The organism is Klebsiella sp. HMSC16A12, assembly GCF_001808265.1.
Classification (GTDB): domain Bacteria; phylum Pseudomonadota; class Gammaproteobacteria; order Enterobacterales; family Enterobacteriaceae; genus Klebsiella; species Klebsiella pneumoniae.
In genome coordinates this window covers 136,894-157,413 of record NZ_KV792609.1, presented here as the reverse complement: position 1 = coordinate 157,413, position 20,520 = coordinate 136,894, and the positions used below count along the sequence as shown (strand labels likewise).

Here is a 20,520-nt window from a genome sequence, read left to right as displayed (position 1 = left end):
TACTCCTTAAGCCCGTGCGAGGAAATTGAGCACCAGCTGATTAAAACTGTCGGCATGTTCCCACTGCGCCCAGTGGCCGCAGTCGCGGTAAATATGCAGTTCCGAACCGGCGATCCCGGCGAGCAGGCGCAACCCGGCGTCCATCGGCACGAAGCGGTCATTGCGTCCCCAGACGATCAGAGTTGGCGCGCTGATTTCGCCCAGCCGCGGGCCAAAGTCAGGAAACTGCTTCGGGTTGGCTTCCTGGCTCTTGACGAAGTTGTCCAGATGGTCGCGGCGCGACAGCATATTGTTGAGACGCGCCTCGAACAGCGCCTCGGTGAGGTCGCGGGTGTCGAAGACGAAGATGCTCATCATCTTTTTGAGGTTTTCAATGGTCGGCTCGCGGTACAGGGCGTTCAGCAGCTTGATGCCCTCGGTCGGCATCGGCGTGAACAGGCTCATGCCGCCGGTCCCCCCGCCCATCAGCACCAGCTTAGCCACCCGCTCCGGCCAGCTCAGGGTGAAGGCCACCGCGCTATGGCCGCCCATCGAGTTGCCCAGCAGATGGACTTTATCGATCCCCAGCTGATCGACCACGCTTTTCAGAATGCGGGCGTTGAGATCCGAACGCGAGCCGCTGTTGACGATAGCATCGCTTTTGCCCCACCCCGGACAGTCGAGGAGCAGCACGCGATAGCCCGCCTCGACCAGCGGGTCAATATTGCGGCTGAAGTTGGCCCAGCCGGTGGCCCCCGGCCCGGAGCCGTGCAGCATGACCACGGTCTCTTTCCCGTCGCCGCAGTCATTGATATGGATACGCAGCGTGCGGCCCCCCTCGTCGACATTGAGGAATCGGCTGGTGGCGGCTTCAGTTTGCGGTTGATAGCTCATGTTAGTCTCCCGGTTAATCAAATCTCGGTGGTGGCGCTCAGCGAGCCGAATCCGGCGATCCACTCGGGGATCGGCCGGTAATAGCGGCCTTCACTGCGCCAGCGGCCAAAAGCGGATAGCGCGGCAAAAGCGGCCACCCAGGTCTTAATTTCGTGCGTCGATTTGCCGGCCATCGCCGACAGCTCGTCATTGCCGATCGCGTCCAGTTCGCTCAGCCGCCCCTGCTCCAGCAGGCTCATAAAGCGGTTGTCCCAGACCGGGTTGAGGGGATGGAGCGAGTGCGGGTCTTCGGTAAACCGTCGGGCGGCATTGATCACCCGCTGCTGGCGCCGTTCGCGTTCGTCCGGCGGCAGCTGTTTTCCGCCGCCGAGCAGGCGATCGCGCAGATGGGCGTCGGCCTTCGCCAGCTCCGGCACCGGCGGCTGGTGCGAGAGTCCGCCCGAGCCGAGGATCAGCACCCGCTTATTGAGGGTATTAAGAAAGCGGCCCATCGCCTCGCCCAGCAGCCGGGTGCGTTGAAAACCCGGCAGCGGCGCGGCGACGCCGTTAATAAACACCGGCAGCACCGGCACGCGGTCCAGGCCACCCAGCAGAAACTCCAGCGGCTGGGCGAAGCCATGGTCCACCTGCATGTTGTACGACACCGCCAGGTCGATACCGCTGTTGAGGATGGCGTGGGCGCAGGCTTCCGCCAGCTCGGCGGGCACCGGCAGGTCGCCGGCGGCGCTGGCGAAGTCGCCAATCGCGGTGGCGCCGACGCCGAGGCAGAACGGCGGCATCACGTCATAGAAAAAACCGTTGTAGTGATCGGGGGCGAAGAGCACCACCAGCTCTGGATCGAATTCAGCGATCCGCCGCCGGGCGTCGGCAATCACCCGGTTCACTTCATCGAGGACCGCCTGCTCCGGGTCCACGAATCCCACCAGCGGAGTGTGGGAGAGACAGTGCAAATAGGCATGCATATCAGGCCACCTTCTCTTCAGCGTGGGCGGTATCCCCGGTTGCGAGGGTCAGTTTTTCCGCCAGGGCGGTCAGCTGCGCGCCGAGGGTCTGCGGGATGGCGAGAGCGGCGACAAAGCGGTCCGGTCTGACCACGGCGATGGCGGTGTTATGCTGAGCAAACCAGCTCTTCAGGCGATTTTGCGTATCGCCCACCCGCAGCGTGCCGGGGGCGTTATCCTGCTCGCGGTGGATCTGCACCTCCGGCACCACCTGGATAAAGCGCACGCCAATCGCGCGCCAGCGGGCGATCTGCCCGGCGTCGAGCCCCCACTGCGGGTTGCAGCCCCAGCCAATAATGGCGAAATTCGCCCCGATAACCTCGTCGAGCAGCACGCTCTCGCCGCTCTCCAGCGTCACCTGCGGTTGAATAAACATTTTGCCCACCGGCGAGGTCTTGCCGGCGCCGTCGGTCAGCAGCGCCCCCTCGCGGTACTGCGGCATCGGCTTAAAGCGCATCTCGAGGAAGTAGCGTTTCACCGGCGGCAGGTAATTCAGCAGCCAGGAGAGACCGTCGCGCACGGCCCCCTGCCAGCGCTTCGGCGGCGCCAGCACGTAGCCGGCGGTGACCGACAGATCAATCATCGCTTTCGCGTGGTCGCGGCGCTCCTGCTGGTAGCTGTCGAGCAGCGTCTCTCCCGCTTTGCCATTGACCACCAGCGCCAGCTTCCACGCCAGGTTGAAGGCGTCGCGCATGCCGCTGTTGTACCCCTGGCCCTGCCAGACCGGCATGATGTGCGCCGCATCGCCGGCCAGCAGCACCCGGTTAATGCGAAAGCGCTCGGCAAGGCGGGCGTTATGCGTATAGACCCGCTGGCGGATCAGCTCGACGCGGTCCGGGTCCGGCAGCACTTTGCTCAGCAGACGGCGCATATTGTGCGGTTCGCTGAGCTGAGCTTCGGTTTCGCCGGGCATCACCATAAATTCAAAGCGGCGCACGCCGTGGGGCAGCGCGGCGGAAACGTAGGGTCGCACCGGGTCGCAGCACAGGTAAACGTGCGGAGTGGCCAGCGGGTCGTTAGCGATATCGATGACGATCCACTGATTCGGCGCGGTCTTGCCTTCGAAGGGGACGTTCAGCGTACGACGAATAAAGCTGGCGCCGCCGTCGCAGGCCACCAGCCAGTCCGCGCGCACCGTCTCCCGTTCGCCGTCCGGTCCTTTAAGATTTAACGTGACACTGTCACCGGTCTGGCTAAAGGCTTCCACTTCGCGGGAGAAGAGGCAGCGGACCTGCGGGAAACGCTGCAGACCGTGATACATCACCGCATCGACCTGCGGCTGAATGAAGGCGTTGCGCCGCGACCAGCCAAACTCATCGGTCATCGGCTGGATATCGGCAAAGCAGCGGCCTTTTGGGGTGAGAAAACGCATGGCGTGCCACGGCGTGGTATGCGGCAGCACGTCATTCACCAGCCCCACCGCCTGCATCGCCCGCAGGGATTCATCGTCAATGCCGATGGCCCGCGGGTAATCGATCAGTGTGGCGAGCTTTTCCACCACCAGCACGCTGATGCCCATCTGGCCAAGGTAGTTGGCCATCATCAGACCAACCGGACCGGCGCCAACGATGGCGACCTGAGCGGTATGCTGCACGGCGGGTTGAATATCGGGTGTAGATGTTGTCATTCTCAGCGACCTCACGACTCGGAAACTGCCCGGCTGACAGGCAATTTGTTAATCATGTGTAAACGTTTTTTTATAATGGGCTGAGTATAGGGCGGGGGTTTTCGGCTACAATCAAAACATCATCGAATGTGTACCAAGTGCACCACACTGTTTTTAAAGCATTTTAAGGGAGGATTTATGCGTGACGATGAGTCCGCAGCGTACAAAACGGTGCGCGGATTAAGCCGGGGTTTATTGTTATTAAAATTGTTAAATAAATTCGACGGCGGCGCGACGCCGGGCCTGCTGGCGGAGTTTAGCGGCCTGCATCGCACCACCGTGCGCCGGCTGCTGGAGACGCTACAGGAGGAGGGTTTTGTCCGCCGCAGCCGCTCCGATGACAGCTTCCGGTTGACCATTAACGTCCGCCAGCTGAGCGATGGATTTCGTGACGAACATTGGATTTCTGCCCTCGCCACGCCGCTGCTCGGCGAGCTGCTGCGCGAGGTGCAGTGGCCAACGGACATCACCACCCTCGACGTCGACGCCATGGTGGTGCGCGAGACTACCCACCGCTTCAGCCGACTGTCGTTTCACCGCGCGATGGTCGGACGGCGGCTGCCGCTGCTGCTCACCGCCTCCGGACTGACGTGGCTGGCCTTTGCCCCCGACGCGGAACGCGACGCCATCGTCAGCATGCTGGCCGCCCGTCCGGAAGCTGAGTATCAGTTGGCCCGCGAACCGGAACGGCTGGCGGCGATCCTCGCCCGCACCCGCCAGAACGGCTATGGCGAAAACTTCCGCGGCTGGCGGCAGGAGGAGAAAATCGCCTCGATCGCCGTGCCGGTCTGCAGTCAGCAGCGGGTTATCGGCTGCCTGAACCTGGTCTATATCGCCAGCGCAATGACCATTGAGCAGGCGGCGCAGAAGCATCTCCCTGCACTGCAGAGGGTGGCGAGGCAGATAGAAGCCCGCATGGAAGAGGAAGAAGTGTGGTACGAAATGCCCTGATCGTGATGAGGATAAATGCGATCGCCCATTGCGCCCGGCTTCGTTATATAATTTAATACACAACGAATTTTCACGCCATTCGGGCCACACCATGTCAAAACACCCCTTACTGCTGGGCCTGACGCTGCTCAGCGCCAGCCTGTTCACCGGCCAGACCTTCGCCGACCGCACCGTCACCGACCAGCTGGGTCGCCAGGTCACCCTCCCCGACCACGTCACCCGCGTTGTGGTTCTGCAGCATCAGACGCTCAACCTGCTGGTACAACTGCATGCCGCCGAGGATATCGTCGGCGTCTTAAGCAGCTGGCAGAAACAGCTCGGGCCGCAGTTCGCCCGCTTTATGCCCGAGATCGGGCAACTGGCGACCCCGGGCGATCTCACCCAGGTCAATATTGAAAGCCTGTTGGCGCTGCGTCCGCAGGTGGTTTTCGTCGCCAACTATGCGCCGCCGGCGATGATCGCGCAGATCCAACAGGCCGGGATCCCGGTGGTGGCCATCTCGCTTCGCCACGATGCCGCCGGGGAAAAAAATAAAATGAACCCCACCATGGCTGACGAAGAGCAAGCCTATAACGCCGGGCTGATGGAGGGGATCCGCCTTATCGGCGAGGTGGTCGAGCGCCAGCCCGAGGCCGAGGCGCTGATTCACTACACCTTCGAGGCGCGCAAGCAAGCCAATGCGCCGGTGGCCGATATTCCCCAGAACCAGCGGGTGCGGGTGTACATGGCCAACCCCGATCTGAATACCTATGGCGCTGGCAAATACACCGGGCTGATGATGGCGCGCGCCGGGGCGCTTAACGTGGCGGCCGCCAGTGTAAAAGGCGCCCGGCAGGTGTCGCTTGAGCAGGTGCTGGAGTGGAACCCACAGGTGATCTTCGTCCAGGACCGTTATCCGCAGGTGGTCAAACAGATAGAGAACGACCCGCAGTGGCAGACGATCGATGCGGTGAAACATCACCGCGTGTGGCTGATGCCGGAGTACGCCAAAGCCTGGGGCTATCCCATGCCAGAGGCCCTGGCGCTGGGTGAGCTGTGGATGGCGAAAAAACTCTATCCCGCGCGCTACCAGAGCATCGATGTGGACAGTAAAGCCAGCGATTACTATCAGCGTTTTTACCGCGTGACGTGGACGCCAGATGCCCGCTAACCATCATCCCTGGCTGGTGCAGGGTAGCCTGGCGCTGGCGACGCTGGGGATCGCGGTCGCCTCGCTCTGTTTCGGCCAGTACCCGTTAAGCCTGAGCGCCGTTGGCCACACCCTGGTCCATCTGCCGCCAGGTGAAGGGGTGATCGGGCAGATCGTCTGGTCGGTTCGCCTGCCGCGCGTGGTGATGGCCCTGCTGGCCGGGGGCGCGCTGGGGCTGTGCGGCGCCACCTTGCAGGGCGTGTTCCAGAACCCGCTGGTGGACCCGCACATCATCGGGGTAACCGCCGGCTCCGCCTTCGGCGGCACGCTGGCGATCCTGTTGGGCGTCGGCAGTCTGCTGATGATGGCCTCGACCTTTTTCTTCGGCCTCGTCGCGCTGGGGCTGATTTACGCCCTCGCCGCCCTGCAGGGGCGGGACAGCACGCTGGGGCTGATTCTGTCCGGGATCATTCTCAGCGGCTTCTTCGCCGCGCTGGTCAGCCTGATGCAGTACCTCGCCGACAGCGAAGAGACGTTACCGAACATCGTTTTCTGGCTGCTCGGCAGCTTCGCGACCGCCAGCTGGCATAAGGTACTGCTTATGTCCCTGCCCCTGGCGGTGGCTGCCGGGGCGCTGTGGAAGCTGCGCTGGCGTATCAACCTGCTGGCCCTGGAGGAACGCGATGCCCGCAGTCTTGGCGTTCCGGTGGCCGCGCTGCGTCGCGGCGTGCTGGTTTGCTGCGCGGTGCTGGTGGCAGCCCAGGTGGCGGTCAGCGGCAGCATCGCCTGGATGGGTCTGGTGGTCCCGCACCTCGCCCGTCTGCTGGTAGGGGCTGACCATCGTCGCCTGCTGCCCACCGCCTTCTGGCTCGGCGCCGCGCTGATGCTGGTGGTGGACGATCTGGCGCGCACGCTGACCCAGGCGGAGATCCCGATCGGGATCATCACTGCCCTGCTCGGGGCGCCGCTGTTTACCGTGTTGCTGGTGCAATCCCGACGCCGGAGTACGACCCGATGAACAGCTCATTATCGCTGCAAGCGCTACGCTACGGCCACCGTCAGCCGCTCTTCGCCCCGCTCACGCTGGCCTGCCGGCCCGGTGAGATCTGGGCGGTGCTGGGCGCCAATGGCCGGGGAAAAAGTACCCTGCTGGATACCCTGACCGGCGTGTTGCCGCCGCTGGGCGGCGAGATGCAGTGCGAGGGCGGCGTGGCCCTGGTTCCGCAGTCGTTTCGTCCCGCTTTTCGCTGGCGCGTGAGCGATGTGGTGCTGATGGGCCGGGCCCGTCATGTGGATCTCTTTGCCCAGCCGGACGAGGAGGATGCCCGGCGGGTTGAGCAGGCGCTGGCGCAGCTGGGGATTGCCGCCCTGGCCGAAGATGACTTCGGCGCCCTCTCCGGCGGCCAGCAGCAGCTGGTGTTGATTGCCCGCGCGCTGGTCAGCGCCAGCCAGAATATCCTGCTGGATGAGCCCTGCTCGGCGCTGGACCTCGGTAACCAGCAGGTGGTGCTGCAGCTGATCGGCGACCTCGCCCACCGCCAGGCGCGCACCGTCCTGTTCACCACCCATGATCCCAACCACGCCCTACAGGTGGCCAGCCATACGCTGCTTCTGCTGCCGGAGGGCCGGTGGCTGGCGGGCGAGACCGCCGACGTGCTGAGCGAAACGCATCTCCGGCAAGCGTACGGCCTGCCGGTACGCCTGATCCGCCATGCCGCCTCCGCGTTCCCTCTGCTGGCGCCGGGGTTTACGCTGCGTCGCTGAACGGCATAAAACCCGCCTGCCGAAGATACCCCTGGCCAACGTCGCCGAGGATAAAGCGATACAGGGCCAGCGCGGCGGGATCGGCCCTGAGACGCGCCAGCTGGTAATCGCAGCGAATATTCCACGGCGCCGGGATGGTCAGGGTACGCAGATCGTCGCAGGTGGCCAGCGCGGGGCCATAGTGCGCATAGCCGATAAACAGATCCGCCAGATTCTGGCGAATAAGCCACGCGCCGGCTATCTCTCCCGGCGGCACGCTCAGTGAGTCTCTGCCGCCGACCAGCTGCTGCGCCCGCCCGGCCATCGCGTTGCCCAACCCTGGATAGCGTGCCTCAATTCGGGCGAACAGCTGCCAGGTATAATCTCCCGACGGATCGCAGCCCGGCGTGGAGGTCGCCAACCGCAGGCGGGGCGTGCTGAGCAGCGCCAGCCAGTCCAGGCCATCGTTGTCCGGCGACCGCCGGGCGGTCAGCATCAGCTGGTTGCTGGCAAATCCCTGGCATTCCTGCGCCAGACCCGCCTGCAGCAGCGCCTGCGGGTGCGCCGCGTTGGCGGAAGCAAAAACCGCGCACGGCGACCCGGCTTCGATCCGCTCGCGCAGCAGGCCGGCAGGGCCAAACTGCGCATCGACCGCCAGGCCAGTGTGCTGCCGAAAGTGCGCCACCAGCGGCAGGAAGGCGCTTCTCAGGCTTCCCGCCGCCAGCAGCGTGAGAGTGGTATTTGCCATAGGATATCGCTATAAACCGGATAATATAGCGCTATATTACCCGGTTTGCCGTCGCGTCAGTAGCGAATTTCTGCCAGCGCCCGCAGCTGCTCGGGGGTGGCTACCGGTAGGTCAAAAAAGCGCAGATAGGCAGGGATCATTTCAAACAGCATGTCGGTCCCGCGCTGGATGTGGCACTGTCGTGCCTGAGCGGCCCTCAGCAGCGGGGTGTACTCCTGAGTCATGACGACTTCCCCCACCCAGGCGCCTGGCGCCAGACGGTCAACGTCCAGCGGCAGCGGATCGCTGGCCTTCATCCCCAGCGGGGTGGCATTGACCACCAGCTCGTGTCCGGCAGGATCGGACTGCATCAGGGTGATATCGAGCTGCGAATAGTGCTGATGCAGCCGCCCGGCGAGGGCGTGCGCCACCTCGGGCCGGGTATCGTACAGGGTCAGGGCGCTGACCCCCGCCGCCGCGAGGGAGGCGGCGATAGCCGATCCCACCCCGCCGCTGCCAACCACCAGCGCCCGCGTCCCCTGCGGGTTAAACCCTTTACGACGCAGGCCCAGCACAAATCCCTCGCCATCGAACATGTCTCCGCTCAGGCTACCGTCAGCCTCGCGGCGGATGGCATTGCAGGCGCCAGCGATGGCCGCCGTCGGGCTCAGGCGCTGCACCAGTTCGCAGGTAGCGATTTTATGCGGCATCGTCACCAGCGCGCCGATGATGTTGGTCATCGTAAACAGCGGCGGAATAAACGCGGCGTAGTCCTCCGGCCTGACCCCCATCGGCACCACCTTCACGTCCACCTGCTGGTCAACGAACCACGGGTTGTAGATCATCGGCGCCTTAAAACTGGCGGTCGGATAGCCAAGGTGCGCTATCAGCCGCGTATTCCCACTAATCACCATGCCTTGCTCCTTTGCTTACTGCGATAACTCGATACGTTTGACGTCGCCGAGGATAAACAGATAGGCCACCACGCCCAGCAGCGCGGCGCCGCCGATGTAGATCAAGGCGTAGAAGAAATTGCCGAACCCGGCAACGATAAAGCCGATCACCAGCGGGGTGAGGATCCCCGCGAGGTTGGCGCAGAAGTTAAACAGGCCGCCGGTCAGGCCGCCCAGCCCCTTCGGGGCGATATCGGAGATCAGCGTCCAGCCGAGACCCACCATCCCCTGGCCAAAAAAGGCAAACGACATCACCAGGATCACCGCCAGGTCGCTCTCCAGCCAGTTGGCGGTAATGATGCAGCTGGCCATCAGCAGACCGGCGACGATCGGCAGCTTACGACCGAGGTTGGCTGACCCGGTGGCTTTCAGCAGCTTGTCGGAGAGCCAGCCGCCAAACATCACCCCACCGGCGGCGGCGACAAACGGCAGGATGGAGAAGAAGCCAACCTTCAGCCAGGGCATATGCCGCTCGGTGGCCAGCCAGGTGGGGAACCAGGTGAGAAAAAACACCAGCACGGTATTGCCGGCAAACTGGCCGATACTGGCGCCGATGATCTGCCGTTTGCTCAGCAGCTGGCGGACCAGCGGCCAGCTGAACGCCACCTGCTGGTCGGTCGGGGCGCTGAGGCCGCCGCCGTTTTCGATATGCTCGCGCTCCTGCTGGCTAAGGCGCGGATCTTCATGCGGTTCGCGGTAGCAGCGCCACCACACCAGGGCAAACAGAATGCCGACGGCGCCAACGCTGACGAACAGCACCCGCCAGCCGAAACCGTCCATGATCCAGAACAGCAGCGGCGCAAAGCAGGCCAGCCCGAGATACTCCCCCACGGTGTACACCGCCGTGGCCTTCGCCCGCTCCTGCTGTGGGAACCAGGCGCTGACCACCCGGCTGTTGACCGGAAAGCACGGCGCTTCGCTAATGCCGAGCCCGAAGCGGCACAGCAGCAGCGTCTTCAGCCCCACCGCCATGCCATGGAACAGGGTAAACAGCGACCACAGGGTCAGTGACAAAAAGTAGGTCACTTTGTTGCCAAAGCGGTCGAGAAACAATCCGCCGGGTATCTGCGCCAGAGCATAGGTCCAGGCGAAGGCGGAGAAGAGGATTCCCATGATCGCCGGGTCGATCCCCAGCTCAGCGGTGAGCTTTGGGGCGGCGATCCCCAGTACGGTGCGATCGAGATAGTTGATCATGGTGCCAATGGCCAACAGCGCAAGAATGCCGATACGCCGCCGGGAACGGCGCACGGTAACGGCTGGCTGGGCGGCAGCCGTCGGGTTAGGGCTATATGAGCTCATAGTCGGTTCCTGTCTCGGGTACAGAGGGTGTTGTTATTGTGTTTAACGCATAATGAACCATTTGATTCAGGCTAACAATACTGCATCGCCGCCAGACGGACGGCCGCATTCGCTGCGCCATAGAGCGCATAGCCAGCCCGGCGCTCGGTTAACTCAAAGAAAAAGCGGCCGGCGGTAAACGGCCGGGTGTAAAGATGCAGGAAATCTTCCCCCTGCGGATCGCGGTCATAGAGGAGCTGCTGGCGCTGAAGCTGCCCGACGTCCAGCTCGCCGCCAAAGCGCGCCAGCAGATCGTCATAATAATTGGCCGGGATCGGCAGCGTATGGCGGGCAACCTCGGCAAGCTGGTCGCAGGCGGCCGGCAGATCGCGGCAGGCAAAGGCGGCATGCTGCAGCCCCGCCCCCTGGTAGCAAGCGACGGAGCGGGCGATCTGCGTCGCCCGGCTCTGCGAAATATTCAGCGCCAGACGGATATCGCCCTGCGGGCTGCGCACCGCCAGGCTGCGCACCAGTCCATACGGGTCCGGCAGCGTCTGCTCATGCTCAAGGGAAAAACCAAACACCGTACGGAAGAACATCACCCAGTTATCGCGGCTGTCGGCCTCCATTCCCAGCGCCAGATGATCGATACCGAGATAATCCTCGCGCACCGTCACGCCATCACGCAGATGAAAATCGCGCTCGTAGATAGCCTCCCCGGCGTCGATGAGATAGATAAGGCTGCCGTCGGGGGCGCAGATCGCCGGGATCGGCGTTTCGTTCGGCCCGGCGTCGCCCTGCCAGGTGGCATACCCCAGCGCGCGGGCGCGGGCGACAAGCGACGCGCTGTGCTCGACCCGCAGCGCCATCGCGCAGAGCGATACCCCGTGGCGTTGATAAAAATGGTCGGCCCAGCTGTGCGGCTGATGGTTGATGACGATCCGCGCCCCGCCGTTGCGCCACAGCGTCACCTGTCTGGAGCGGTGGCTTCCCTCATGCTGAAAACCCAGCGCCTGCAGATGTTGCCCCAGGCGCTGCGCCTCGGCGGCGCTGGCGGCGAATTCGATAAACTCCAGCCCGTGATAGACCGGCAGCGGCGGCGGTGAAAACAGATCGGCATCGCACGTCGGGAGCCGACGGCGGGTTTGCTCCTCCAGCCACAGCAGCGAACGATAACCATCTTTGGCCGTCGCACCGTTCGGCGAGGCGCGAAAACCGTCATTGAAGATCTCCAGCGACCAGGGGCCGCGGTAGCCACAGCGGGTGATCTGCTCGGCAAACGCCTCCAGCGGCAGCTCCCCCTGTCCGGGAAAGCAGCGGAAGTGGCGGCTCCACTCCAGCAAATCCATTTTCATATACGGCGCATCGGCGAGCTGTACAAAGGTGATTTTCTCCACCGGCACCGACGGTAGCGCGTCCAGCGTGTCGCCGCGGGCCAGAATATGGAAGCTGTCGAGCACCAGGCCCAACGCCGGGCTGTCCACCCGCCGCACCCGCTCCCAGGCCTGCTGCCAGCGGTTCACATGGGTTCCCCAGGCCAGGGCCTCATAGCCGATAGCGATCCCCTCCTCTTCCGCCAGCGTGGCCAGCGCCCGCAGGTCCGCGACCTGCAATTCGCTATCCGCCGAGCAGTCCGGCTGCACATTGCTGCACAGCAGCAGCGTCTCGCAGCCCAGCTCGTGCATCAGAGCAAATTTGCGCCGAGCGCGGGCCATATTCGCCGCAAACTGCGCCCGACTGGCGCCTTCAAAATCGCGAAAGGGTTGAAAAAGCGTGATTTTTAACCCTAAATCGGCGGCAAGCTGGCGGATTTCCGCCGGCGTCCCCGTATAATAGAGCAGATCGTTCTCGAAAATTTCCACCCCCTGATACCCCGCCGCCGCAATAGCGTGCAGCTTCTCAGGCAGGGTGCCGGAAATCGAAACGGTGGCGATAGAGCGCAGCATAAGGTCCTCGGGTCAACAGCTGACGTAAGCCTTGAATATGTATCATTTGGTTCATTTGCGCCATACCAGGTTGCTAAATTGTGATCATTATGTGTATTTTTTGTCACCCAAGAAAAAGGAGTTGCCATGACCGTCGTTGCCCATGATGAAGCACAATCCCTGAAGGCGCGGATTTTCAGCGCCGCTATCGCTGTCTTTGCTGAACACGGGCTGTCAGGCGCCCGCATGGAGCAGATCGCCACCGAGGCGCAGACCACCAAACGCATGGTGGTTTACTACTTCAAAAGCAAAGAACAGCTCTATCAGGAGGTGCTGCAGCATGTGTATGCGCGGATCCGCGAAACCGAGCAGCAGCTGGGGCTGGAGAATGTGCCGCCGGTGGAGGCGCTGGTGCGGCTGGTGCGCTGGAGCGTGCGCTATCACGCCACCCATGCGGACTATATGCGCGTCATTTGCATGGAGAATATGCAGCGCGGCAAGTGGTTAAAAAGCTCGGGTGAACTGAAGCCGCTGAATCGTACCGCCCTGTCGATTCTGGAAGACATTTTACTGCGCGGCCAGCAGCAGGGCGTCTTTCAGGCGGGGCTCGACACGCGCGATGTCCACCGGTTAATCAGCAGCTTCAGCTTTTATCAGGTGTCGAACTTCTACACCTTCAGCAGCCTGTATCTTGACGATCCGCTACCCGCCATCGACGATGAAGCGATGGTGGCTCACCATTGTGACATTGCCGTCAGGGCGGTGATCCGCTTCGTGATTTCCTGACCCGCCGGCGCAAGGGATCAGTGCCCGGAAAGCGCATGAATGACTTTCTCCATAGCCTCCACGGTGAGCGGCGAACGCTGGATTTTGCGGTTCGCCAGCGAGGTGCGCAGCACACCGGCAATGACAATGTGTTTCGGCTCCTGACCCAGATCACGCATTTCCAGCACGACTTTACCCACCACGCGGCACATTTCCTGGTACAGGTCGTCGTCTTTCGCTTTATTTCCCATAGAATTTAGCTCGTATTTTATCATTATCAATCAAATCATTATTGATAGATTTCCCGCACAACGCAAACCATCGCCACTTTAAAGGTTCAATGACGCATTTTACCGGCTCATGATGGCGAAATAATCCATTTCTTTTACTCTTTTTCATAGCCGGTGACGAAAAAGTGTGTTGCGTAGATTTTTGCATAACGTGCCGGTTTTGTTACGCGTTTTGTCCATAATTTGAAACGAGGTTTTTATTTTCCTTTTTGATTTCGGCAGCGTATAATGCGCTTCGATTCTTTCTTGAATGGTTTCAGCGCATTGGACTGCATGATAAAACGCATAACACCTTGCCACATTTCATGGGCTGAACCGCCAGCACACATTCTTCTGCACGCTTCAGGGTTGTCACCTATCCTTAGGGCGTGGCTTAGCAACTTTCGTAATACAGGTTTGGCTCCCCGGCAGTGCGCCCGCGGAGCGAGAATTCCATATCCTTCACAACTTAAAGACTAAAACTGTCATGAAAAAGACCAAAATTGTTTGCACCATCGGTCCGAAAACCGAATCTGAAGAGATGCTGACCAAAATGCTGGAAGCCGGCATGAATGTGATGCGTCTGAACTTCTCCCACGGTGACTATGCGGAACACGGTCAGCGCATCCAGAACCTGCGCAATGTGATGAGCAAAACCGGTAAGAAAGCCGCTATTCTGCTGGACACTAAAGGGCCGGAAATTCGTACCATCAAGCTGGAAGGCGGCAACGACGTCTCCCTGAAAGCAGGCCAGACCTTCACCTTCACTACCGATAAATCCGTCATCGGCAACAACGAAATCGTTGCGGTAACCTATGAAGGCTTCACCTCCGACCTCGCCGTCGGCAACACCGTCCTGGTGGACGATGGCCTGATCGGTATGGAAGTCACGGCTATCGAAGGCAACAAAGTTATCTGTAAAGTGCTGAACAATGGCGACCTCGGCGAGAACAAAGGCGTTAACCTGCCGGGCGTCTCCATCGCCCTGCCGGCGCTGGCTGAGAAAGACAAACAGGATCTGATCTTCGGTTGCGAACAGGGCGTGGACTTCGTCGCGGCCTCCTTCATCCGTAAACGTTCCGACGTCGTCGAGATCCGTGAGCACCTGAAAGCCCACGGCGGTGAAAACATCCAGATCATCTCCAAAATCGAAAACCAGGAAGGCCTGAACAACTTCGACGAAATCCTCGAAGCGTCTGACGGCATCATGGTTGCGCGTGGCGACATGGGCGTGGAGATCCCGGTTGAAGAAGTTATCTTCGCCCAGAAAATGATCATCGAAAAATGTATCCGCGCGCGTAAAGTGGTTATCACCGCCACCCAGATGCTGGACTCCATGATCAAGAACCCGCGTCCGACCCGCGCTGAAGCCGGCGACGTGGCTAACGCCATCCTCGACGGCACCGATGCGGTGATGCTGTCCGGCGAATCCGCGAAAGGTAAATACCCGCTGGAAGCGGTCACCATCATGGCGACCATTTGCGAACGTACCGACCGCGTGATGACCAGCCGTCTGGACTTCAACAACGACAACCGTAAACTGCGCATCACCGAAGCGGTGTGCCGCGGCGCGGTAGAAACCGCTGAGAAACTGGAAGCGCCGCTGATCGTGGTCGCCACCCAGGGCGGTAAATCCGCACGCGCTGTGCGCAAATACTTCCCGGATGCCACCATCCTGGCACTGACCACCAACGAAACCACCGCTCGTCAGCTGGTGCTGAGCAAAGGCGTGGTACCGCAGCTGGTGGAAGAGATTGCCTCTACCGATGATTTCTATCATCTGGGCAAAGACCTGGCGCTGAAGAGCGGCCTCGCGCGTAAAGGCGACGTAGTGGTGATGGTTTCCGGCGCATTAGTGCCGAGCGGCACGACTAATACCGCTTCCGTACACGTGCTGTAATAATTTACAGGTTAATTGGTTTTTTTTAATAAAGCGCCTCGCGGGGCGCTTTTTTTTATTCATTGATTAGCTCTTCCTATTAAAAATGCAAATCGGAATTTACTATTTAATAAGGGATTATCTAAGATGAATCCGATGGAAGCGCGCTGTTTTCACTCGCCTTTTTCAGCGATTCTGAGCAATTCGATGCTTCTTTGAGCGAACGATCAAAAATAAGTGCGTTCAGGTAAAAAAAATATTCTCATCCCAAAAAACTTTGTGTAATACTTGTAACGCTACATGGAGATTAACTCAATCTAGAGGGTATTAATAATGAATCGTACTAAACTGGTACTGGGCGCGGTAATCCTGGGTTCTACTCTGCTGGCTGGTTGCTCCAGCAATGCTAAAATCGATCAGCTGTCTTCTGACGTTCAGACTCTGAACGCTAAAGTTGACCAGCTGAGCAACGACGTGAACGCAATGCGTTCCGACGTTCAGGCTGCTAAAGACGACGCAGCTCGCGCTAACCAGCGTCTGGACAACCAGGCTCACTCTTACCGTAAGTAAGAGTTCTGGTAATAAAAATGGCGCACTCTGTGCGCCATTTTTTTTGCCCTCAGCATGAGGGCTATTGGGTAAGCAGACCGTTGTCAGACGAACTATTCTGCGCCGACAGCGACGTCGCCGCGCTACCTGCCCCCGCCGACACCACCACCGGATACCCCGCCCTTCTCGACATCGCTTTTTTCAACTGCAGGTCATCCACTGCTTTATCCTCTGCGAAGGCGTGAAACGCCGCTGGCAGCGTGTAAGCGATGGTCCGGGTGTTTTCCCCTTCGGTCTGCGAAAGCGGCCTGTGGACTTCGACATAGCGTTTACCATCCGGCTCGACGGCAAACTTCACCGGCTGATTGATAATCCGTACCGGCGTCCCGGTTTTCACCTGGCTGAACAGCGCTTTGATGTCATCAGCGTTCATCCGCATACAGCCCGAGCTGACGCGCAGACCAACGCTGTCTGGGGCGTTAGTTCCGTGGATGAGATATTCACCGTTACCGTAGGCCAGACGCAGCGCATAGCGGCCCAGGGGATTGTTCGGTCCGGCCGGGACCACCGCTGGCAGCGTCACTCCTTTCTCCAGCGAGCGCGCGCGGATGCCGGCGGTAGGCGTCCAGGTAGGGTTAGGGATCTTCTGCCCCACGCGGGTGATCATCTCCGGCGTTTCCAGACCTAACTGGCCAATGCCCAGCGGATAGACCTGCACCTGATTCTCTCCCGGCGGGAAGTAATACAGCCGCAGTTCGGCGAGGTTGACGACAATGCCCTCCCTCGGCACGTCGGGCAGCAGCATCTGAGAAGGGATAAGGACCTGAGTGCCGGGCTTCGGCTGCACCGGCGCAATCGTATCGTTGGCTTCGAGGATCAGCATCGCCGCGGTATCGAAATGGCGCGCAATCGCCTGCAGGTTGCGATCTCCCTCCTGGACCGTCCAGTACTGATTCTGACCAATCAGCCGACTGTTGGCGGGAGGAAGCGGATAATCAACGGCCCAGGCGGCCGTGGAGGCGCCAAGGGCGCTGAGAAGGGCTAAGGTGATCATCGTTTTGCGTTTCATACTGAGATTCCTTCTTTCGCTGATAAAACGCCAGGAGACTGAACGGCGGCAGGGTCAGCGCCCTGCCGGACGTAACAGAATGAAATCTACCTGTTTATTCTAGCTAATATTTGCCGCTTTCGCGCGTATCGCGCGGATCATGGCTTCGAGGCCTTGCGAGCGGGAGGGGGTGAGATGCTGGGTGAGCGCCATTTTTTCAAACCACGGACGCACGTCGAACTCGGTGATGTCCTGAGCGGTCATCCGGTCATAGAGGATAAACACCACCGCTATCAGACCCTTGACGATCGCCGCATCGCTATCGCCGCGCAGGGTGATCACGCCTGTGGGATCCTGGTCCATCACGATCCAGACCTGGCTTTGACAGCCCTGAATAATGTTCTGCACGCTATGTTCTTCCGGGCTTAGCGGCGCCAGACGCTGGCCAAGCTCGATGATATAGAGATACTTCTCTTCCCAGTTGGCGCAACGGCTAAAGTTACGCAACAGTTTGTCTTTGTCCGGTAGTGCCGCCATTGTCCCGTCCTTTACCCTAACAGTTTGCGGATCCGCTGGAGGCCGGCCACCAGGCGGTCCACCTCTTCCGTGGTATTGTACATCGCCAGCGATGCCCGACACATAGCCGGTACCTGATACCGGGCCATCAACGGCATCGCGCAGTGGTGTCCGGTCCGCACGGCGATCCCGTAGTTATCGAGGAAGCTGCCGACGTCATAGGCGTGATGCTGACCGAGGTTGAAAGCAATTACCCCTTTACGCTGCGCCGGGCCGTAAAGGATCAGATCCGGTACCGCGCGCAGGGCATCGAGCGCGTAGCGCATCAGCGTCTGCTCATACTCGGCAATCTGCGTTAGTCCCAGCTGGCTGACGTAGGTCAGCGCCGCGCCGAGGCCAATGATCCCCCCGGTATTCGGCGTGCCGGCCTCAAAGCGCCACGGCGCCTGATTCCAGGTGGTGCCCTCCGTCAGGCTGACGGTGGCGATCATCGACCCGCCCCCTTCCCAAGGCGCCATCGTCTGCAGCAGCTCGGACCGGGCGTAGAGCACGCCGATCCCGGTCGGCCCATACAGCTTGTGGGCGGAGAAAACATAAAAATCGCAGCCCAGCGCCTGGACGTCTACCGGGTGGTGCATCACCGCCTGGGCGCCATCCACCAGCACTTTCGCGCCATGCTGATGCGCAAGAGCAATCAGCGCCGCCAGCGGGTTTTCCGTCCCCAGCACGTTGGAGACCTCGGTTATCGCCAGCAGGCGGGTGCGCGGGTCAAACAGTCCCGGGACAACATCCAGTTGCAGCGTACCGTCCGGGTTCAGGGGGATCACCCGCAGCTCAGCCCCGACGCGGGCGCACAGCATCTGCCACGGCACAATATTGGCGTGGTGCTCCATTTCGCTGATGATGATGTTATCCCCGGCGCCGACGTTGGCGTTTCCCCAGCTGTTGGCCACCAGGTTGATACCCTCGGTGGTGCCGCGGACGAACACCACTTCCTCCGCCGATCCGGCGTTAAGGAAGGTGGCCGCCTGCTGACGCACGGCTTCCATCCGCGCGGTGGCTTCCGCGCTGAGGGTATGGATGCCGCGGTGCACCGCCGCGTAGCCGTGGCGATAGAATTCCGCTTCGGCGCCGATCACTGCCTCCGGCTTCTGGGCGCTGGCGGCGCTGTCGAGATAGACCAGCGGCTGACCGTTGACCTCCCGGTTCAGTACTGGAAAATCGGCGCGAACCTGTTCTACTGAAAATGTCATACTGTGCCTCCCGGCAAACGCTGTCCAATACGCGCCAGCACCTGCTCTCTGAGCGCGTCGCTGCGGATAGCCTCGGTGAGCTCGGCGGCAAAGGCGTAGAGGATCATCTGCTGCGCCGCCTGCTGTTCGATACCGCGCGAGCGCAGATAGAACAGCTGCTCTTCGTCAATGCGCCCCACCGTCGCCCCGTGGCTGCATTTCACGTCATCGGCGTAAATTTCCAGCTGCGGTTTGGTGTCGACCTCCGCCAGCCGCCCGAGCAGCAGATTATTGTTGGTCATCTGGCCGTCGGTTTTCAGCGCGAGCGGCGCGACGTTGATCAGCCCGTTAAACACCGCCCGCCCCTTATCGCTGACGATGGTTTTGTGCAGCTGGCGGCTGGTGCAGTAGCCGACCTGATGGTCGAGCCAGGTGCGGCTATCGCAGACCTCATTTTTCACCGGCATCGCCAGCGAATTGAGGCGCAGGTTGCTGTTTTCGCCGCCCAGGCGGGTGCTGGTCTGGTGACGCAGCACCTGGCCACCAAGCAGGAAACTGCTGCTGAAGGCCGAGGCGTCGCGGCCCAGCAGCAGGTCGTTATGGGCGAAGTGATAGCTGCGGGCATTCTCAAATGCCAGCTTGATATGCTCGAGGTGCGCGTTATCGGCCACCGTCATGGTCAATCGCCCGCCGGTGAAATGCGGCTGCTCATTGAGGCTCAGGTAATGCTCGACAATCGTCGCCTCCGCCCCGCTCTCCAGCGCCAGGTGATGGCGATAGTGGGCGGTATTCAGCGCATCGCCGGCCAGGCCACTGGTGATATGCATCAGCAGCAGCGGTTTATCCAGGCGGCGGTTGCGCGGCACGCGAATGCGGGTCACCGTCTGGGCCAGGCTTTCGGTCAGATGGAGAAACACCTCCGGCTGCAGGGCATCCGGCAGATGCTGGCGCTGATTATCGACACTGACCTCCACGCCGCTGGCGGCAAGATCGTCGCTCAGCTGAGGATGATAGCGGCCATCGATAAACACCAGCCGCCAGGCGTCCAGCGGCAGCGCCAGCGCATCACGCTGTTCAGCGCTGAGAGAGGCCCCCTCATCGGCGACAAAGCGACCGTTAAGTAGGGCATCCAGCGGAGTGTATTTCCAGTCCTCGTGCTTGCGCGTCGGCAGCCCAAGGCGCAGCAGCTGCTGCAGATGCTGACTGGCCTCCGGGGTACGCGGGCCGCCCTGCGCTTCAAACAGATGGTGCCACTGCTGCAGCGCGTTACTGCTGTTCGGTAAGCCAGCCATAGCCCTGCTCCTCCAGCTGTTTGACCAGAGAGAAATCGCCCGACTTCACAATCCGCCCCTGATACAGCACATGGACATAGTCCGGCTTGATATAGTCAAGGATGCGCTGATAGTGGGTGACAATGATAAAGGCGCGTTTGCCGTCGCGCAGGGCATTAACTCCCTGGGAGACGATTTTCAGGGCATCGATATCCAACCCCGAATCCGATTCATCGAGAATGCACAGCTCCGGCTCAAGCACCGCCATTTGCAGAATATCGTTACGCTTTTTCTCACCGCCGGAGAAGCCAACGTTCACCGAGCGGGTCAGGAGATCTTCCGGCATCTGCAGCAGCTTGATCTTTTCTTCCATTAAGTCCTGGAAATCGAAACGATCCAGCGCCTCCTGGCCACGATAGTTGCGCACGGCATTCAGCGCAGTCTGCAGGAAAAACTGGTTGCTGACGCCGGGGATCTCTACCGGATACTGGAAGGCCATAAAGATACCTTCCCCGGCGCGATCTTCCGCAGCGAGTTCGAGCAGGTTTTTGCCCTTAAATTCGACGCGACCGCCAGTCACCTCATAATCTTCACGCCCGGCCAGGGTGGCCGAAAGCGTACTTTTGCCTGAGCCGTTCGGCCCCATAATGGCGTGGACCTCTCCCGGGCGCACCTCTAGGTTCAGCCCGCGCAGGATCGCTTTATCTTCGACGGCGACGTGTAAATCTTGAATACTTAACATCTT

General features: G+C 61.0%; 22 protein-coding genes. 7 read left to right on the top strand and 15 right to left on the bottom strand.

The window, feature by feature from the left end:
- Positions 1 to 6: 6 nt before the first annotated feature.
- From mhpC to HMPREF3140_RS13060, 3 genes are read right to left on the bottom strand one after another with little or no spacing between them, the layout of a single operon-like run.
- Entirely contained in the window at positions 7 to 873 is an 867-nt protein-coding gene (gene mhpC, locus HMPREF3140_RS13070) for a 2-hydroxy-6-oxonona-2,4-dienedioate hydrolase (RefSeq protein ID WP_032411738.1), read from the bottom strand.
- A 17-nt stretch (positions 874 to 890) separates the two neighbouring features.
- On the bottom strand, positions 891 to 1,835 hold the full coding sequence (gene mhpB / locus HMPREF3140_RS13065; RefSeq protein ID WP_020801869.1) for a 2,3-dihydroxyphenylpropionate/2,3-dihydroxicinnamic acid 1,2-dioxygenase: 945 nt from the start codon (positions 1,833 to 1,835) through the stop codon (positions 891 to 893).
- Position 1,836: 1 nt separating this feature from the next.
- The gene (locus HMPREF3140_RS13060) at positions 1,837 to 3,501 is read right to left on the bottom strand and encodes a bifunctional 3-(3-hydroxy-phenyl)propionate/3-hydroxycinnamic acid hydroxylase (RefSeq protein ID WP_032411740.1); all 1,665 of its coding nucleotides are present in this window, start codon (positions 3,499 to 3,501) and stop codon (positions 1,837 to 1,839) included.
- Between the two features lie 177 nt (positions 3,502 to 3,678).
- Here HMPREF3140_RS13060 and HMPREF3140_RS13055 point away from each other — a divergent pair, with 177 nt between their 5' ends.
- From HMPREF3140_RS13055 to HMPREF3140_RS13040, 4 genes are all read left to right on the top strand, one after another.
- Entirely contained in the window at positions 3,679 to 4,491 is an 813-nt protein-coding gene (locus tag HMPREF3140_RS13055; RefSeq protein ID WP_004200238.1) for a DNA-binding transcriptional regulator, read from the top strand.
- Between the two features lie 91 nt (positions 4,492 to 4,582).
- The gene (locus HMPREF3140_RS13050) at positions 4,583 to 5,641 is read left to right on the top strand and encodes an ABC transporter substrate-binding protein (protein ID WP_032411743.1); all 1,059 of its coding nucleotides are present in this window, start codon (positions 4,583 to 4,585) and stop codon (positions 5,639 to 5,641) included.
- A complete protein-coding gene (locus tag HMPREF3140_RS13045; RefSeq protein WP_032411745.1) occupies positions 5,631 to 6,638 on the top strand; it encodes a FecCD family ABC transporter permease in 1,008 nt (335 codons plus the stop codon). The genes HMPREF3140_RS13050 and HMPREF3140_RS13045 overlap by 11 nt, the downstream gene beginning before the upstream one ends.
- Positions 6,635 to 7,384 carry an ABC transporter ATP-binding protein gene (locus HMPREF3140_RS13040; RefSeq protein ID WP_004151841.1) on the top strand — a complete coding sequence of 250 codons (750 nt, stop codon included), beginning with the start codon at positions 6,635 to 6,637 and terminating at the stop codon, positions 7,382 to 7,384. Before HMPREF3140_RS13045 ends, HMPREF3140_RS13040 begins: the two co-directional genes overlap by 4 nt.
- Here HMPREF3140_RS13040 and HMPREF3140_RS13035 read toward each other — a convergent pair.
- The 4 genes from HMPREF3140_RS13035 to HMPREF3140_RS13020 all read right to left on the bottom strand — a co-directional run bounded on the left by HMPREF3140_RS13035 (position 7,368) and on the right by HMPREF3140_RS13020 (position 12,267).
- A complete protein-coding gene (locus HMPREF3140_RS13035) occupies positions 7,368 to 8,111 on the bottom strand; it encodes a substrate-binding domain-containing protein (protein WP_021313482.1) in 744 nt (247 codons plus the stop codon). The two genes, HMPREF3140_RS13040 and HMPREF3140_RS13035, sit on opposite strands and share 17 nt — an antisense overlap.
- Before the next feature lie 56 nt (positions 8,112 to 8,167).
- A complete protein-coding gene (locus HMPREF3140_RS13030; protein ID WP_064185894.1) occupies positions 8,168 to 9,004 on the bottom strand; it encodes a shikimate dehydrogenase family protein in 837 nt (278 codons plus the stop codon).
- A gap of 15 nt (positions 9,005 to 9,019) precedes the next feature.
- Positions 9,020 to 10,342 (bottom strand): MFS transporter, encoded by a 1,323-nt coding sequence (locus HMPREF3140_RS13025; protein WP_004148701.1) that lies wholly within the window; start codon positions 10,340 to 10,342, stop codon positions 9,020 to 9,022.
- Positions 10,343 to 10,413: 71 nt separating this feature from the next.
- Positions 10,414 to 12,267 (bottom strand): bifunctional sugar phosphate isomerase/epimerase/4-hydroxyphenylpyruvate dioxygenase family protein, encoded by a 1,854-nt coding sequence (locus HMPREF3140_RS13020; protein ID WP_032411751.1) that lies wholly within the window; start codon positions 12,265 to 12,267, stop codon positions 10,414 to 10,416.
- Positions 12,268 to 12,393: 126 nt separating this feature from the next.
- Between HMPREF3140_RS13020 and HMPREF3140_RS13015 the strand changes: the two genes are divergently transcribed.
- Positions 12,394 to 13,032, top strand: a complete 639-nt coding sequence (locus HMPREF3140_RS13015; RefSeq protein ID WP_032411753.1) for a TetR/AcrR family transcriptional regulator — start codon at positions 12,394 to 12,396, stop codon at positions 13,030 to 13,032.
- 17 nt (positions 13,033 to 13,049) lie between these two features.
- On the opposite strand, the gene fumD is transcribed toward HMPREF3140_RS13015, so the two are convergent.
- The 3 genes from fumD to HMPREF3140_RS28800 all read right to left on the bottom strand — a co-directional run bounded on the left by fumD (position 13,050) and on the right by HMPREF3140_RS28800 (position 13,630).
- Entirely contained in the window at positions 13,050 to 13,262 is a 213-nt protein-coding gene (gene fumD, locus HMPREF3140_RS13010) for a fumarate hydratase FumD (protein ID WP_004180357.1), read from the bottom strand.
- Positions 13,252 to 13,410, bottom strand: a complete 159-nt coding sequence (locus HMPREF3140_RS13005; RefSeq protein ID WP_014343172.1) for a hypothetical protein — start codon at positions 13,408 to 13,410, stop codon at positions 13,252 to 13,254. The genes fumD and HMPREF3140_RS13005 overlap by 11 nt, the downstream gene beginning before the upstream one ends.
- Before the next feature lie 88 nt (positions 13,411 to 13,498).
- Complete coding sequence (locus tag HMPREF3140_RS28800) at positions 13,499 to 13,630, bottom strand: hypothetical protein (RefSeq protein WP_004217210.1); 132 nt, start codon at positions 13,628 to 13,630, stop codon at positions 13,499 to 13,501.
- A 137-nt stretch (positions 13,631 to 13,767) separates the two neighbouring features.
- Between HMPREF3140_RS28800 and pykF the strand changes: the two genes are divergently transcribed.
- Together pykF and HMPREF3140_RS12990 are read left to right on the top strand one after the other, a co-directional pair.
- Positions 13,768 to 15,180, top strand: coding sequence for a pyruvate kinase PykF (pykF, locus tag HMPREF3140_RS12995; RefSeq protein WP_002908859.1), 1,413 nt, complete (start codon positions 13,768 to 13,770; stop codon positions 15,178 to 15,180).
- A 312-nt stretch (positions 15,181 to 15,492) separates the two neighbouring features.
- Positions 15,493 to 15,729, top strand: coding sequence for a major outer membrane lipoprotein (locus HMPREF3140_RS12990; RefSeq protein ID WP_002908860.1), 237 nt, complete (start codon positions 15,493 to 15,495; stop codon positions 15,727 to 15,729).
- Positions 15,730 to 15,790: 61 nt separating this feature from the next.
- Here the strand turns inward: HMPREF3140_RS12990 and ldtE are convergent, their stop codons facing one another.
- The 5 genes from ldtE to sufC form a co-directional block, all read right to left on the bottom strand.
- Positions 15,791 to 16,777, bottom strand: a complete 987-nt coding sequence (gene ldtE, locus HMPREF3140_RS12985; RefSeq protein WP_032411756.1) for a L,D-transpeptidase LdtE — start codon at positions 16,775 to 16,777, stop codon at positions 15,791 to 15,793.
- 99 nt (positions 16,778 to 16,876) lie between these two features.
- Positions 16,877 to 17,293 (bottom strand): cysteine desulfuration protein SufE, encoded by a 417-nt coding sequence (sufE, locus tag HMPREF3140_RS12980; RefSeq protein ID WP_002908865.1) that lies wholly within the window; start codon positions 17,291 to 17,293, stop codon positions 16,877 to 16,879.
- An 11-nt stretch (positions 17,294 to 17,304) separates the two neighbouring features.
- Positions 17,305 to 18,525: a cysteine desulfurase SufS gene (gene sufS, locus HMPREF3140_RS12975; RefSeq protein WP_002908867.1), complete on the bottom strand. Its 1,221-nt coding sequence runs from the start codon at positions 18,523 to 18,525 to the stop codon at positions 17,305 to 17,307.
- Entirely contained in the window at positions 18,522 to 19,796 is a 1,275-nt protein-coding gene (gene sufD / locus HMPREF3140_RS12970; protein ID WP_023285262.1) for a Fe-S cluster assembly protein SufD, read from the bottom strand. Before sufD ends, sufS begins: the two co-directional genes overlap by 4 nt.
- Complete coding sequence (gene sufC / locus HMPREF3140_RS12965) at positions 19,771 to 20,517, bottom strand: Fe-S cluster assembly ATPase SufC (RefSeq protein WP_002908876.1); 747 nt, start codon at positions 20,515 to 20,517, stop codon at positions 19,771 to 19,773. The genes sufD and sufC overlap by 26 nt, the downstream gene beginning before the upstream one ends.
- Positions 20,518 to 20,520 lie beyond the last annotated feature (3 nt).

Coding starts and splice junctions, on each gene's coding strand:
- HMPREF3140_RS13050 (WP_032411743.1), top strand. CDS start 4,583: ATGTCAAAACACCCCTTACTGCTGGGCCTGACGCTGCTCAGCGCCAGC.
- sufC (WP_002908876.1), bottom strand. CDS start 20,517: ATGTTAAGTATTCAAGATTTACACGTCGCCGTCGAAGATAAAGCGATC.
- mhpC (WP_032411738.1), bottom strand. CDS start 873: ATGAGCTATCAACCGCAAACTGAAGCCGCCACCAGCCGATTCCTCAAT.
- HMPREF3140_RS13055 (WP_004200238.1), top strand. CDS start 3,679: ATGCGTGACGATGAGTCCGCAGCGTACAAAACGGTGCGCGGATTAAGC.
- HMPREF3140_RS13025 (WP_004148701.1), bottom strand. CDS start 10,342: ATGAGCTCATATAGCCCTAACCCGACGGCTGCCGCCCAGCCAGCCGTT.
- HMPREF3140_RS13045 (WP_032411745.1), top strand. CDS start 5,631: ATGCCCGCTAACCATCATCCCTGGCTGGTGCAGGGTAGCCTGGCGCTG.
- HMPREF3140_RS13030 (WP_064185894.1), bottom strand. CDS start 9,004: ATGGTGATTAGTGGGAATACGCGGCTGATAGCGCACCTTGGCTATCCG.
- HMPREF3140_RS13060 (WP_032411740.1), bottom strand. CDS start 3,501: ATGACAACATCTACACCCGATATTCAACCCGCCGTGCAGCATACCGCT.
- fumD (WP_004180357.1), bottom strand. CDS start 13,262: ATGGGAAATAAAGCGAAAGACGACGACCTGTACCAGGAAATGTGCCGC.
- sufE (WP_002908865.1), bottom strand. CDS start 17,293: ATGGCGGCACTACCGGACAAAGACAAACTGTTGCGTAACTTTAGCCGT.
- sufD (WP_023285262.1), bottom strand. CDS start 19,796: ATGGCTGGCTTACCGAACAGCAGTAACGCGCTGCAGCAGTGGCACCAT.
- HMPREF3140_RS13005 (WP_014343172.1), bottom strand. CDS start 13,410: ATGAAAAAGAGTAAAAGAAATGGATTATTTCGCCATCATGAGCCGGTA.
- HMPREF3140_RS28800 (WP_004217210.1), bottom strand. CDS start 13,630: ATGTGTGCTGGCGGTTCAGCCCATGAAATGTGGCAAGGTGTTATGCGT.
- pykF (WP_002908859.1), top strand. CDS start 13,768: ATGAAAAAGACCAAAATTGTTTGCACCATCGGTCCGAAAACCGAATCT.
- mhpB (WP_020801869.1), bottom strand. CDS start 1,835: ATGCATGCCTATTTGCACTGTCTCTCCCACACTCCGCTGGTGGGATTC.
- sufS (WP_002908867.1), bottom strand. CDS start 18,525: ATGACATTTTCAGTAGAACAGGTTCGCGCCGATTTTCCAGTACTGAAC.
- HMPREF3140_RS13020 (WP_032411751.1), bottom strand. CDS start 12,267: ATGCTGCGCTCTATCGCCACCGTTTCGATTTCCGGCACCCTGCCTGAG.
- HMPREF3140_RS12990 (WP_002908860.1), top strand. CDS start 15,493: ATGAATCGTACTAAACTGGTACTGGGCGCGGTAATCCTGGGTTCTACT.
- HMPREF3140_RS13040 (WP_004151841.1), top strand. CDS start 6,635: ATGAACAGCTCATTATCGCTGCAAGCGCTACGCTACGGCCACCGTCAG.
- HMPREF3140_RS13015 (WP_032411753.1), top strand. CDS start 12,394: ATGACCGTCGTTGCCCATGATGAAGCACAATCCCTGAAGGCGCGGATT.
- HMPREF3140_RS13035 (WP_021313482.1), bottom strand. CDS start 8,111: ATGGCAAATACCACTCTCACGCTGCTGGCGGCGGGAAGCCTGAGAAGC.
- ldtE (WP_032411756.1), bottom strand. CDS start 16,777: ATGAAACGCAAAACGATGATCACCTTAGCCCTTCTCAGCGCCCTTGGC.